The sequence below is a fragment of the Actinophytocola sp. genome, from assembly GCF_049647105.1.
Taxonomy (GTDB): domain Bacteria; phylum Actinomycetota; class Actinomycetes; order Mycobacteriales; family Pseudonocardiaceae; genus Actinophytocola.
The window spans coordinates 1-14,418 of record NZ_JBARWZ010000320.1 but is presented as its reverse complement, the minus strand read 5'-3'; the positions used below and the strand labels follow the sequence as shown (position 1 = coordinate 14,418).

The 14,418-nt window shown below is 70.1% G+C and carries 8 protein-coding genes; 2 read left to right on the top strand and 6 right to left on the bottom strand.

Going from position 1 to position 14,418, the window contains the following annotated elements; all coding sequences use genetic code 11:
• Window positions 1–144 precede the first annotated feature (144 nt).
• Genes WBA97_RS39695 through WBA97_RS39670 form a run of 6 tightly spaced genes read right to left on the bottom strand, consistent with a single transcriptional unit; the run spans window position 145 to window position 7,755 of the window.
• Window positions 145–1,173, bottom strand: coding sequence for a carboxymuconolactone decarboxylase family protein (locus WBA97_RS39695; RefSeq protein ID WP_424236347.1), 1,029 nt, complete (start codon window positions 1,171–1,173; stop codon window positions 145–147).
• Between the two features lie 2 nt (window positions 1,174–1,175).
• The gene (locus WBA97_RS39690) at window positions 1,176–2,354 is read right to left on the bottom strand and encodes a class I SAM-dependent methyltransferase (RefSeq protein WP_424236345.1); all 1,179 of its coding nucleotides are present in this window, start codon (window positions 2,352–2,354) and stop codon (window positions 1,176–1,178) included.
• Window positions 2,355–2,382: 28 nt separating this feature from the next.
• Window positions 2,383–3,762, bottom strand: a complete 1,380-nt coding sequence (locus WBA97_RS39685; RefSeq protein WP_424236343.1) for a cytochrome P450 — start codon at window positions 3,760–3,762, stop codon at window positions 2,383–2,385.
• Window positions 3,759–4,784, bottom strand: a complete 1,026-nt coding sequence (locus tag WBA97_RS39680; protein WP_424236341.1) for an enediyne biosynthesis protein — start codon at window positions 4,782–4,784, stop codon at window positions 3,759–3,761. The genes WBA97_RS39685 and WBA97_RS39680 overlap by 4 nt, the downstream gene beginning before the upstream one ends.
• A gap of 8 nt (window positions 4,785–4,792) precedes the next feature.
• A complete protein-coding gene (locus WBA97_RS39675; protein ID WP_424236339.1) occupies window positions 4,793–6,763 on the bottom strand; it encodes a CRTAC1 family protein in 1,971 nt (656 codons plus the stop codon).
• Window positions 6,760–7,755: a DUF1702 family protein gene (locus WBA97_RS39670; RefSeq protein WP_424236337.1), complete on the bottom strand. Its 996-nt coding sequence runs from the start codon at window positions 7,753–7,755 to the stop codon at window positions 6,760–6,762. The genes WBA97_RS39675 and WBA97_RS39670 overlap by 4 nt, the downstream gene beginning before the upstream one ends.
• Window positions 7,756–8,131: 376 nt before the next feature.
• Here WBA97_RS39670 and WBA97_RS39665 point away from each other — a divergent pair, with 376 nt between their 5' ends.
• A complete protein-coding gene (locus WBA97_RS39665; RefSeq protein ID WP_424236335.1) occupies window positions 8,132–13,945 on the top strand; it encodes an SDR family NAD(P)-dependent oxidoreductase in 5,814 nt (1,937 codons plus the stop codon).
• 8 nt (window positions 13,946–13,953) lie between these two features.
• A complete protein-coding gene (locus WBA97_RS39660) occupies window positions 13,954–14,400 on the top strand; it encodes an acyl-CoA thioesterase (RefSeq protein WP_424236333.1) in 447 nt (148 codons plus the stop codon).
• The last annotated feature ends 18 nt before the right edge of the window (window positions 14,401–14,418 follow it).

The window sequence follows — 14,418 nt, the reverse complement described above, 5'->3', positions numbered from 1 at the left end:
GTTCCGAACCGTAGACTCGCGGGTTCCGAACCGTAGACTCGCGGGTTCCGAACCGTAGACTCGCGGGTTCCGAACCGTAGACTCGCGGGTTCCGGACCGTGGACTCGCGGGTTCTGAATCGTGGACTCGCGGGTGTTGGTGGGGTCAGGCGGCCTTGTCTACATGTTCGGTGCCGGCTAGCCAGGTGCTGATTCGGCGTGCTGTCGACAGGCTTGCCCACGCGACCAGTTCGACGAGCGTGGAGTCATCCGGCGCGGTGGCACGGAACGCCGAGACCAGCGCATCGTCGACCTGGTAGGACGCGAACGCGACCACCAGGGCCAGCTTCCCCGCGGCCCGGTCCGCCTCGGGCAGCCCGGCGACCTCGGCGTCCACCCAGGACCGGCTGATACCCGGCGCTCGTCCGTCCCAAGTAGACAAACGTGTACGGAGGAGCGCACGCACACTCGAAGGAACCGACCGCTCACCGGCCGCCTCGGCCACCGCGTAGGCGCGGGCGAACGCCTCCGCGACCACCCCGTTCGACCGGGCCCAGCCAAGGTCGTCCGGCAGCGGCACGGCGGGCAGGAAGGCCAGTGACTCACCCGCGACCGCGCCACCCGGCCCGGGCCGCAGGACCCCGCCGAGCACCTTCCTGGCCTTCGGCTTGGCGGACTCCGGCACGTGCGGCGGGAACGGCGAGTCGCTCAGGAACACGTTCACCATGCGGTTGTAGTGGTGGAACGCGACCGCGACGCCGATCAGCTCGGCCGCCCGTTCCGGCGGGAACGGCGCCGCGACCCGCACCGACGTCGCGGACACGCGTGCCCACTCGGTCAGCACGTCCACATCGGACCCCGCGTCCGGTATGGCGGCGAGCGTCATGCCGTGCACGTCGGCGCAGTACGGGCAGTCGTTGGCGAGCGAGACGCCCGTCGCCACCGCCTCCTTGCCCGCGCGGTCGGCGAAACCCTGTGCCAGCAGGGTTTCCCGCAGGACCATCCAGGATGCGGCCATCGTCTCCGGGGCCGCCGAGTGCAGCGCCACCGGCGGCGCGAGCATGCTGAAGTCACGCTCCACCTGCCGGTACACGTCAGCCACCAGACCGGTGGCGTGCCGCCGCTTGACCACACGCACGTACCGGGTGTCGTTCAGGGACCTGCGAACCGCGAACCGGACCAGACCGGCGACCATCGTTACTCCTGTCCTTCCGCGCGCGCCAGCACGGCGCCCACCACGAAGTCCGGGTACTGCTCGGCGATCTGGTCGACGTCCGGGAGGACCGTCACCTTCGGCAGCCCGGCGGCCGTGAACGTGGCGCGCCACGCCGAGGGCGTCAGGAAGCCATGTGTCGGGCGCCGCACCGGGTCGGTGGCGACGTCGGTGAAGCTGTCCAGGAAGTCGAAGATGATCTCGGCGTGGATCGGCCTCGACAGCTTCGTCGGGCGGACGCACTCACTCACGACGACCGTGCCGCCCGGTTTGAGCGCCTTCGCCGCCTCGCCGATGACGAAGTCGAGGTCGGGCGCCACGTGGAAGCAGTTGACGGAGTAGACCACGTCGAACGTGCCGGGCTCCACGCCCTGCGCCTCCCACGGGGCCGTCATGTCCACCCTGGCCGACTCGATGACCGTCGACGGCGCGGCCGCGGCCGCCACCGCCCGCTCACCGTGCCGCGCGAAGGTCTCGGCGACCTCGGTGAACCGGTAACGCGTGACCGCGGGACCGAGCGTGCGGAGCACGTGCTCGGCCGCGCTGCCACAGCCGCCGCCGATCTCCAGGATCTCGAACGGGCCGCCGCCCTCCGGCACGAGCCGCGAGATCGCCTCCGCGCCGACCGTGTTGTTGATGGCGTAGAGAAGGTTGTCGTTGGAGAAGTACTTCAGCCACAGCGGGAGCTTGTCCGGTGCGAACAGGATCTCGTCACCGGTGGCCTCGCCGGAGAAGAAGGTCTTCGCCTCGTCGACCAGTGTCCGCAGGATGTCCGCCGCCACGGCCACCCCCGGCTCCCGCTCCGCGAGCTCGGCCGCGACGGTGTCGAAGTCGGGCTCCTTCAACGCACCGGGGTAGTAGCGGCCACCCTCCTGCTCGAACACGCCCGCGATCGTGAGCTTCTCGTACAGGAACTTGAGCGGGATCGTCCTGCGCCACGGGATCGAGAGGTCCTTCTTCGCCTGCTGGACCGAGATCCCGTCCGTCGCGGGCAGCGCGCCGATCGAGGACAGGATGCGGTGCGCGGTCGCGTCGACCAGCCGCGAGAAGTTCTCGTTCGCCGCCAGGAACCGGAACGGGAACAGCTCCCGGACTCGCTCGTCGGCGATGGCGGCGCGGAGCTTCGCGAACTCCTCCGCCTTGGGGTGTTCGAGGTTGGACATGGCGTTCACCGACTTTCCGGACGGGTGTTCAGGCAGCGCGGCGGATGGGCGCGGCCCAGTCGTGGACGGTCATGAGGAGGCCACCGCCGAGGCGCAGCGACATCATCGGCTCCGGCTTGGCCTGGAAGCCCGGCACCGCACCGAGTTTGAGGTCGCGCATCAGCGTGGAGATGATGAACGTGGCCTCCATCATCCCGAGATGGTTGCCGACGCAGAACCGGGGACCGGCGCCGAACGGGATGTGCGCGTAACGCGGCCGATCCGACTTGACGTCGGGGTCGAACCGCTCCGGGTCGAACCGCTCGGGCTCCGCCCAGTACCTCGGGTGACGGTGCAGCGTGTACGGGCAGATCAGCACCTCGGCGCCCGCTGGCACGTGGTAGCCACCCACCTCGTCGTCCTGGAGCGCGCGGCGCGGCAGGATCCATACGGGCGGGTGCAGGCGCATGGCCTCCTGCAGCACCATGTGCGTGTACCGGAACCTGGTGAGGTCCTCGTAGGTGGGACGGCGGTCACCGTAGACCGCCACCGCCTCCTCGTGCAGCCGCTCCCGGACCTCCGGGTGCCTGCTCACGAAGTCCAGGGTCCAGCCGACCGTGCTCGCCGTCGTCTCGTGCCCGGCCAGCAGCAGCGTCACCAACTCGTCACGCATGCGGCGGTCGGCGACCCGGCGGTCGGCCTCCTTGTCCGTGGACGCGATGAGCCGGGTCAGCACGTCGTCGCCGGACTCGACCGGGTTGGCCTTCCGGTGTTCCACCAGCAGGCCAACGATCCGCTGCAGGTCGTCCCGTGCCGACCGGAACGCCCGCTGGCCCTTCAGCGGCAGCCACCTCGGGATCATGCCGAGGGTCTCCATCTCGAACATGGCCTGGTCCTGCACGGCCTCGAACGAGTGGCCCACCGACTCGAACTCGCCGAGGTCGGCGTCGAGCAGGGTGCTGCCGAGCACGCCGAGCGTGAGCGCGGTGACCTCACTCAGCACGTCCACCGGCCCGTCGGTGGACAGCTTCGCGCGCAGCCGCGCCACCAGCCCGAGCGACTCGGACACGATCACGTCGGCCTGCTTGGCGATCCGCTTGTGCTGGAACACCGGCTGGATGGTGCGCCGCTGTTCCTTCCACAGCGCGCCCTCACTGGTCAGCAGGCCGTCGCCCAGCGCGCGCTTGGCCTCGGTGTAGCCGATGCCCTTGTGGTAGTTGGCCGCGTTGTCCGCCAGCACGTGCTTGGCGTGGTCGGGGTGGTTGAAGATGTAGAGCGTCTTCGGGCCGATCGACACCCGGACCGCGTCGCCGTACTCGCGGACCGCTTCGCTCATCAGGCCGAGGCGATCCGCGCGGAGCTGGCGCAGGATCCCCAGGGCCGCCCGCCTGGGCGGCCCTGGGGGCACTCGGCGGTTGCCGGTGGTCACGCGGCTGCCGGGCGGGCGGCGGGCCCACCGTCGTCGGCGACCACGGCGATCGGCGTCGCCGCCGGTGCCGTTTCCTTCTCCTGCTCGGCCTTCGCCTTCTCGGCGGCCGCCTTGTTCACGAAGTGCAGGCTCCACAGGAACATGCCGCGGATCAGGCACACGATCGCGGTGGCGAGGAACAGGCCATAGGCGATGTGCATGACCATGAACAGGCCGTAGAACAGCGCGACACCGGCGCCGAACGCGAACTGCGCGCCCGGCTTGGACGGCGTGGTGCCCGGGTCGGTCACCATGTAGTTGGTGTAGAGGATGAACGCGACACCGGTCATCACCGCGAGCGCGCCAGGGATCGCCGTGTCGAACAGGATGCCGCGCAGGATCGCCTGGAGCGCGAAGAAGCTCAGCCAGCCCATGATCAGCCACATGCGGCCGGTCAGCTTCGCGTTCAGCATCGTGCCGGTGATGATGATGATGCCCGGCAGGATCCAGCTGCCCCAGTCGTTCAGGCCCTCGGTGAAGTGGTACGGCGGTGCGATGCTGCCCCACGGGAACAGCACGAGCACCATCAGGATCCCGAAGTTCGACGGGTTCATGTAGTGCCGCAGCTTCCCGCGCACCGGGGCGCGCAGGATCCACTTCGCCGCCACCGCGAGGGTGACCGCGAAAATCATGACCCAGATCCGGTCGTTGACGTAGATCAGCATGTTCAGCGCGATGCTGGTGATGTGCGCCGGGAGCAGGAACTGCATCAGGCCCTTCGGCCCGCCGCCCGCGAAGCGCGGTGCCCGCCCCTCGACCCTGGCACCGATCACCTCCAGCACCAGCTCGACGGTGTAGCCGGTGGCGATGGCGACGAACGGCCAGATCCACGGCTGCTCGAACCCGAGGAAGATGTAACCGGCGATGTTGAAGATCGAGATCGAGATGGCGAACCTGGTGAGCGCCTTGATCACCTTCGCGTCGTGCCGCGGAGGGCCGCCCGCCGGCGGCTTTCCGCCAGGCTTCGCTTCCTGGACAACCATTTCCGTCCTCACTTCTCCTCGGCCGTGTCGCCGAGCTCGAACGCGTGCTCGCCCTGGCTGAGCTCGAACTCCTGCATGTGCACCTCGCCCTTGCGGTCCCGCCATTCCAGGCAGACCGTGACGGGCCCGTCGACGTCACCGAGTCCGATGTGGACCTCGCTGCTGCGCTTGCCGCCGTGGCCACTGCCGCCGTCGACGCGCTGGATGAACTTCCTGCCGTCGGGCGTCGTCACCGTGACCTGTGCGCCGGTCGCGGGCGAACCGGCCGCCGGTGCGTCGCCGACCGTCTCCGCCTGCTCGTGGGTCAGCTTCAGGTTCAGGTAGCCACCCGGGTCGGGCGCCTCGTTGTGGTAATAGACCGGCTCGGCGTACTGCCGGGCCACCGCGAGGTCGAGCCGTCCGTCGCCGTCGGCGTCGCCGGTGGCGATGCCCCTGGTCGGGATCGGCACGGCAAGGCCAAGCTCCGGCGCCAGGTCGGTGTAGCGGCCGTCCTCACCCTTGACGAACAGGTGCAGCGTCTCACTGCCCGCGATGTCGTCGCCCGCGTTGGCGTTGGGCCAGAAGAACGGGTTCGACACCAGGGAGTCGTTGGCCATCGCCAGTTCCTGCAGCTGCGGCCAGCGGTTCGTGGAACCCCGGATGAAGCCGTTCGTCACGGCGATGTCCAACTCGCCTCGGTTGGCGAAGTCGGCGAGCTTGTTGTCCCACGACCAGCCCGACCACGCGGTGCCGTCCTCGCCGCTGACGTCCTCGAACGGCGCCTCTCCGCTCCGCAGCTGGGTGCGGAGGTCGGCCTTGTCCTTGGCGGTGTTGACGTAGTGGAGGTTGCTCTCCACGATGCCCCAGGTGACCGTCAGGTTGGAGACGAACGCGTCGTAGAGGCCGTCGTGGTTGGTGTCACCGAAGTCGACGCCCATGCCCTTGAACGAGTCCTCGCCGATCCGCTTGGACTTCGGCGTGCCAGGGGAGCGGGTCGTCTCGAGGTTGTCGAAGCTCACCTTGCCCGGCTGGGACCTGTTGTACAGCAACCGGTCCTGGCCGAAGTCGTTCGCGATGTACAGCTCGGGCAGCAGGTCGCCGTCGAGGTCGGTCGCACTGACCGCCAGCGTCCAGCCGTGGCGTGCCTCCTCTGGCAGCGCGTCCTCCGGCACCGCCTCGAACGTCGCGGTCGGGTTCGCGCCCGCCGTGGCACCCTTGCACAGCAGGATGTGCTTCCCGCCGCCGTTCTGCGCGTGCGACAGGGAGTGGTTCATCTGCACGCCGCCGTCCATGCTCGCGTCGAGGATGGGGCTGTCGGGGAAGTAGTTGCCGACGAAGAGGTCGTCGTGACCGTCACCGTCGAAGTCGGCGACCGTCGCGGCGTTGGAGTTCCACTGTGGACCGTTGTACGTCCCGTCCGGCGCCTTGTTGTTGCCCGGCACCGCCTCGGTCGCGACGAACGCCGACGGCGACAGCGCACCGTGGTCGGCGGTCTGCAGGTGGATGATCGGCGTGCGGCCCCACATGTAGATCAGCAGGTCCAGTCTGCCGTCCTCGTTGAGGTCGGCTGGCACGCAGCCCATCGGCGCCATCACGTCGTTGACCGGCAACGGATCCGGGGTGAGCTCGAACGGCTCGTACCGGTTGCCGCGTGCGTCGGGCACCGGGGTGATGATCACCTGATCGGTGCGCGGGTCGACCACGCACAGGTCGTTGGGCAGGCCGTCGCCGTCCAGGTCGTTCATCGCCACCGCGGCACCGACCGAGGACATCCACGCGTCGATGTGCTTGTACGCCTGGTTGACCTGCCGGATCGACTGCTGCTTGTCCGAATCGGGCAGCGCAACGCTGTGCTCGGCGAAGGCGTACTTGCTCGCCATCTCGTTCCTGGTGTCGGCCGAGCTCTGCGGCAGGGTGACCGCGAAATAGAAAGCGACGACGACCACGAGCGCGATGACACCGGTCAGCTGCCTGCGCAGCAGGCCAAGTACCGCGGTCATGTGTTCACACCTCCAAGGGAAACAAATGCGTTGGCGAGACGGGCCCGCCAGACCTCGTACGCCGGCTTGTCGCCGTCTTCCTGGGCCGAGGGGCGGAGCTCGTCGGCGAGGCGGGCCGCCTCGGCCGGGGTGGTGCCGCAGATCACCTCGGTGGCCAGCGCGGAGTGCGCCGGCACGATGCCTGCCCGCACCCGCGCGTTCGCGGCGAACGCGCTCCCCTGCGCGAGGTTGCCCCGGTAGTCACCGACGCGGCGCGTCAACGTCCGCAGGTCCTGCTCCGCGATGTCCGCGTCGCCGCCACCCGCGTACGTCGCCGCGAGCCCGACGCCGCTCCACAGGTCGGCGCGCCGCGACTCGGGGAACGAGTCGATCAGGTCGGCGACCAGGGCCGGGTCGGTACCCCGGATGAACCACGCGGCGCGGCCGATGCCCTGGTCGATCGCGTTGTTCGCATACGACCCGTGTCGCCCGCCCGGCCACGGGAAGTCCGGGTTCCGGTACTTGCCGTCCACGTACCGCGCGGTGTGGAAGTAGGCCTGGTGGAAGCCGTACCCGTCGAGCACCAGGGGCGCGAACACCGGGTCCAGCGACGCGGGCTTCGGCCAGCGGAACCGGGGCAGCCGCGCCATCGCCCAGCCGATGCCGACGTAGGCGAGGTACTCGTAGGTCCTGCCGCGAGGGGTCGCGAGGAATCTGGCGACGTTGTCCGACCGGCCGAACGGCAGCCCGTCGAGCATCGCGAAGCCCATGCCAGCGCCCTCGTAGGCGAAGCCGCGCAGCCAGTCGGGCAGCTCGTCGATCCGGTCCTCCGCGTCCTCTGGTGTGCGCGCCTCGACCGCGTGCGCGTAACCGACGAGAAATGTCTTCCCGACAGTCTCGAGCCGTTCCTGAGCAGCGGGAGATTTCTTGTGGAAGCCGCGCTTGTCGAGAGTGGTCTCGACAACATTCGGTGTCAGTAGGCGCCGCCGCAGCGCCCGCCATGAACTGGTCAAGTTCCATCCCCTAACCGTCAGATAAACGGCGATCGTGATATCTGCCGACAATCGTCACATGTCTTCGGAACCGGCCACGACTTCACGCATGCCGCATCCCCGCGTTCCCTCACGACGGCGTGACATTGTCAGAGTCAGTCGCGCTATCGGCACCGCGCATCTCCAGGTATGCGGTCTCGTGCCATTTTCGAAGAAGTGTTCGCTACGGCACTTGAGGAGATGGCAAACACCACATGGTTGATGCACGCTTGGTCACGGCATAGGGAAAAGCGTGTCGAGGACTGTCGCCGAACTTCGGCTTCATCGCCGCGGTGTGCGGCCGGCGTAATTCGCGCGCCGATTCGGTCGGTAGGTCGTCGAGAATAGGCGGTATAGGTTGAGCACCGAGCGAATCGCGATCGTCGGCATCGGACTTCGTTACCCCGACGCCGCCAGTACCCAGGATCTGTGGGAGAACGTACTGGCCGGACGCAGGGCGTTCCGCAGGCTCCCCGACGAGCGCATGAACCAGGCGGACTACTACTCCCCCGAGCAGAGCGCGCCGGACCGCTTCTACTCCAAGAAGGCGGCCGTACTGCGGGACTTCGAGTTCGACCGACTCAAGTACAAGGTCGCGGGCAGCACGTTCCGGTCGACCGACCTCACCCACTGGCTGGCGCTGGACGTCGCCGCGACGGCACTGGCCGACGCCGGCTTCCCCGACGCGGAGGGCCTGCCCCGGCAGGCCACCGGTGTCGTGTTCGGCAACAGCCTCACGGGTGAGTTCTCGCGGGCGAACCTCATGCGGCTGCGCTGGCCATACGTGCGGCGCACGCTCGCCGCGGCGCTGACCGCGAAGGGCTGGGACGACGACGAGACCAGTGCGTTCCTGCGTGACCTGGAACCGGTGTACAAGGCGCCGTTCCCGGCGATCGACGAGGACACCCTCGCGGGCGGGCTCGCGAACACCATCGCGGGCCGGGTCTGCAACTACTTCGACCTCGGCGGCGGTGGCTACACCGTCGACGGCGCCTGCTCGTCGTCGCTGATCTCGATCGCGACCGCGTCGAAGGCACTGGTCGACGGCGACCTTGACGTCTGCCTCGCTGGTGGCGTCGACCTGTCGATCGACCCGTTCGAGGTGATCGGTTTCGCCAAGACCGGCGCGCTGTCCACGGGCGAGATGAAGATCTACGACAAGGACTCCAACGGTTTCTGGCCCGGTGAGGGTTCCGGCGTCGTCGTGCTGATGCGCGAGGAGGACGCCATCGCCCGCGGCCTGCGGATCTACGCGTCGATCACCGGCTGGGGCATGTCCTCGGACGGCAAGGGCGGCATCACCCGGCCCGAGGCCGCCGGTCACCGGCTCGCCATCAGCCGTGCGTACGGCCGCGCCGGGTACGGCCCGGAGACCGTCGCCTACTTCGAGGGCCACGGCACCGGCACCGCGCTCGGCGACGCCACCGAACTGGAGGCGATCGGCTCGGCCCGGCGCAACTCCGACCCGGCGGCCAGGCCCGCCGCGATCAGCTCGCTCAAGGGCAACATCGGCCACACCAAGGCCGCCGCGGGTGTCGGTGGGCTGATCAAGGCCGCGCTGTCGGTGTACCACCAGGTCATCCCGCCATCGACCGGGCACTACGACCCGCACCCCAAGCTCGTCGGCGACGCCCCGGCGCTGTACGTGCCGAGCGAGCCGGAGCTGTGGCCGCAGGACCACCCCGTCCGCGCCGGTGTCTCTGCGATGGGCTTCGGCGGCATGAACACGCACATCGCGCTGGAGCAGGCACCGGGCACCACCCGGCGCACGGAGCTGCCACGGGAGACGGCGGCACTGAACAGCAGCAGGCAGGACGCCGAGTTGCTGCTGTTCGACGGCGCCGACGACGCGAGCCTTGCCGAGCGGGTCACCGAGCTCGCCGACGTGGTCGCGAAGCTGTCGTTCGCCGAGATCGCCGACCTGGCCGGGGCACTGGCCGGGCAGCTGTCCGGCGGGCCGGTGCGGGCCGCGGTCGTGACCTCGAACCCGGAGGACGCCGTCGCCAAGCTCGGCAGGCTGGCCGCCGCGCTCGTGGCCGGTGAGCGCCTGTTCACCGCGGACGGCGTGTACCTCGGCCGGGGAGAGGACGCACCGAGGATCGCCTACCTGTTCCCCGGGCAGGGGTCCGGGCGGGGCGCCGTCGGCGCGATCCGTCGCCGCTTCACCTCGGCGGAGGCCGTGTTCACCCACGCTGACGTGCCGGTCGGTGGCGACCAGGTGGCCACCGAGGTCGCCCAGCCGCGCATCGTCGCCGGGTCCGTCGCGGCGCTGCGGGTGCTGCACACCCTCGGTGTCGACGCGAGCGTCGCGGTCGGGCACAGCCTCGGCGAGCTGACCGCGCTGGCCTGGGCCGGCGCACTTGGCGGCAAGGACGTGGTGCGCCTGGCCAAGGCGCGTGGCGCGGTGATGGCCAACGCCAGCCAGGGTGGCGGCGCGATGGCGGGTCTCGCCACCACGCCGGACCGCGCGGAGGAGCTGTTCGCGGACGACCCGGTGGTCATCGCCGGGTACAACGGGCCGAAGCAGACGGTCATCGCGGGTGACGCGGGTGCCGTGGACCGCGTGTGCGAGCGGGCAAGGACCGAGGGCATCACCGCGAACCGGATCAACGTCTCGCACGCGTTCCACTCCCCGCTCGTCCAGCCCGCGGCCGACGCGATGACGGATCGGCTCGCCGAGTTCGACTTCGCGACGATCACGCGCACGGTCGTGTCGGCGGTGACCGGCGAGGTGCTCGACCCTGGCACCGACCTGCGGACGCTGCTGCGCGACCAGATCGTGTTCCCGGTCCGCTTCCACGAGGCGGCCGCCAAGGCCGTCGACGGTGCGGACCTCGCGGTGGAGATCGGCCCCGGCCGGGTGCTCTCCGGGCTGGTGCGCGACATCGCGCCGGAGGTGCCGGTGCTGGCGGTCGACACGGACAGCCAGTCGCTCTCCCCGCTGCTGTCGGTCGTCGGCGCCGCGTTCGCGCTCGGCGCGAACGTGGACGCCGAGGCACTGTTCGCCGACCGGGTGCTGCGACCGCTGCAGTTGGACGGCAGCTTCACGTTCCTGGCGAGCCCGTGCGAGGCGGCGCCCGACCTGTCGGCCGGGCTCACCGAGCTCGGTGCGGCGACCGTGGTGGACGCGGCCGGTCATGACGCGGAAAGCCAGGGCGTCGAGGACGGTACGTCGACGCTCGACCTGCTCCGCCAGCTCGCCGCCGACCGCGTCGAGCTGCCACTGGAGACGGTGACCGCAGCGACCCACCCGCTCGACGACCTGCACCTGAGCTCCATCACGGTCGGTCAGATCGTCAACGACGTGACCCGCCAGCTCGGCCTGCCGACGCTGGAGGCGACGACGAACTTCGCCACGGTCACGCTCGGCGAGCTGGCCGTGCTGATCGACGAGCTGGCCGAGTCCGCCGAGGGCGGCAACGGCGGCGGCAGCAGCGAGGCGGCAGGCGTCAGCCAGTGGGTGCGGCCGTTCTCCGTCGACTACGTGCCCGCCAGGGTGCCGAGGGTGAACGTCGGCACCGGCCCGGTCGGCACGTGGCAGAGGTTCGCGCCCGCCGATCACCCGCTCGCGGAGCGGCTGGAGGTCGCGCTGGCCGAGGCTGGCATCGGCGACGGGGTGCTGCTGTGCCTGCCGGACAGCGGCGAGGAGCACGTCGACCTCATCCTGGCCGCGGGCCAGGCGGCGGTGGCGGCGGCGGAGGGCAGCCGGTTCGTCGTGGTGCAGCACCGCTACGGCGCGTCCGGCCTGGCGAGGACGGCGTTCCTGGAGGCACCCGGCGTGCCGACCACGATCGTCTCCCTGCCCGACCTTGCACCCTCGACCGCGGCCGCCGTGGACGAGGCGGTCAACCGGGTGATCACCGAGGCGGCGGCCACCACCGCGTTCAGCGAGGTCCGCTACGACGCGGAAGGCAAGCGGGCGACGCCGCTCCTGCGCGTGCTGCAGCCACCGGCCGACGCCCGCACCGGCACCCCGCTGGACGCCACCGACGTCCTGCTGGTCACCGGTGGCGGCAAGGGCATCACCGCCGAGTGCGCGCTGGCCATGGCCCTGGACTCGGGGGCGAGCCTCGCGCTGGTCGGCCGGGACGAACCTTCGGAGGACGAGGAGATCTCGGCCAACCTGGCCAGGATGACCGCGGCGGGCGTGCGCGTGCGGTACGAGCGTGCCGACGTCACCGACGCCGCACAGGTCGCCGAGGCCGTCGCGCGGTTCGAGGCCACGCTCGGCCAGGTCACCGGTGTCGTGCACGGCGCGGGCCGCAACGAGCCATCGGCGCTCACCAACCTGTCGCAGGAGCGGTTCCACCAGACGATCGAGGTCAAGATCGCCGGGCTGCGCACCGTGCTCGACGCGGTGGACCAGGACAAGGTCAAGCTGCTGATGACGTTCGGCAGCATCATCGGCCGGGCCGGGCTGCGCGGCGAGGCGCACTACTCGACCGCCAACGACTGGATGTCCGAGCTGACCGCCGACTTCCAGCGCGCGCACCCGAACTCGCGGGCGCTGGCGATGGAGTGGTCGGTCTGGTCGGGCGCAGGCATGGGCGAGCGGCTGGGTGTGGTCGAGGCGCTGGTGCGCGACGGCATCACCCCGATCTCGGTGGAGGACGGCCTTGCCGTGCTGCGCCAGGTGCTTGCCGACCCCGAAGCCGGTCCGATCGTGACGATCACCGGCCGGATGGGCGGGCTGCCGACACTGCCCCTGGACATGAGCCAGGAGCTGCCGCTGACCCGCTTCGTCGACCGCGTGCTCGTGCACTACCCGGACATCGAGCTGGTCACCGAGGTCGAGCTCTCCGCGGGCAGCGACCCGTACCTGTCCGACCACCTGCTGGACGGCGACCTGCTGTTCCCCGCGGTGGTCGGCATGGAGGCGATGACCCAGGTCGCCACGGCCGTGCTCGGCCGGACCAGTGCCCCGCTGCTGGAGGACGTCGAGTTCCTGCGGCCGATCGTGGTCCGGCCGGGCACCACGACGTCCATGCGGCTCGCGGCGCTGGTCCGCGACGACGAGACGGTGCAGGTCGCCATCCGCGCCGAGGACACCGGGTTCAGCGCCGACCACTTCCGGGCGACGCTGCGACTCCCCCGGCCGGGCCTGCCCGACTCGGACCTGTCGCGGGCGGCCACCCAGCTCCCGCTGGTGCCGGTCGACCCCATCACCGAGCTGTACGGCGGGGTCATGTTCCAGGGCAAGCGCTTCCAGCGCGTGCTCGGCTACCGGCGGGCGAGTGCCCGGCACGCGGTGGCGGAGCTGTCGACCACCACCCCCGCGCCGTGGTTCGCCGCCTACCTGCCGCAGGAGCAGGTACTGGCCGACCCCGGCACCCGCGACGCGGTGATGCACGCGCTGCAGTGCTGCGTGCCCGACGCGACCCTGCTGCCGCAAAGGGTGGACCGGCTCTACCTGGCCCAGCCCGCCGACCAGGAGGTCGAGTACGTGGTCCTGGACGCCAGGGAGCGGTCGCAGGACGGTGACAGCTACATCTACGACGTCGACGTGCTCGAGCCGGACGGCCGGGTCGTCGAACGTTGGGAAGGGCTGACGCTGCGGGCGGTCCGGCAGAAGGACAGTTCCGGTCCGTGGGTGTCCGCGATGCTCAGTGGCTACCTGGAGCGGGCGCTGGAGCGGGTGCTCGGCGGCAGCCGTGCGGTGGTCGTCGAGCCGGACCCGGAGACGGGCGTACCCGCCGACCGACGGGCACAGACCGAGCTCGCCGCGAGCCGTGCGCTCGGCAAGGCGGTGACCGTTCGCTACCGCGCGGACGGCAAGCCCGAGGTGGACGGCGCCGCGATCTCGGCGTCCCACGGCGCGGGCGTGAGCCTGGTGGTGACCGGGGACGGCCGGCTGGGCTGCGACGTGGAGACGGTGGCGCACCGCACCGACGAGGACTGGGCCGGTTTGCTCGGCGCGGACCTGAGCCGGGTGCGCGACCTCGTGGTGGCCGAGTCCGGTGAGGACACCGACACGGCGGGCACGCGGCTCTGGTCCGCACTCGAATGCCTGCGCAAGACCGGTACGACGACGCGGGATCTCACGGTGGACCGGGTATCGGCGGACGGCTGGGTAGTGCTGTCCTCCGGTGACGCCCGGATCGCCACCTGGGTGACCACCCTCAACGACCTGCCTGACCCGGTCGTGTTCGCCGTCCTGGCCGGAGAGAGGTGAGTGAGCGAATGGCTGGGTACTACGAGATCCGGCACCGCGTGGGTTTCGAGGAGACGAACTTCGTCGGCAACGTGTACTACGTCCATTACCTTCGCTGGCAGGGTCACTGCCGGGAGAAGTTCCTGAAGGAGATGGCACCCACGGTGATGGCCGAGATCATGCACGACGATCTCAAGCTGTTCACGTTGAAGGTCGACTGTGAGTTCTTCGCCGAGATGGCGGCCTTCGACGAGCTGAGCGTGCGGATGCGACTGGAGGAACTGACCCAGACACAAATCCAGTTCGCGTTCGACTACGTGCAGCTCAAGGACGGTATCGAGCACCTGGTGGCGAGGGGACGGCAGCGGATCGCCTGCATGCGCGGCCCCAACAACGACACCGTTCCCACGCGCGTGCCGCTCCAGCTTCGCGAAGCGCTGGTCCCGTACAGCGACGTCGAGGTCGCCCTCAACTGACCTGGGCAGGACGAATAC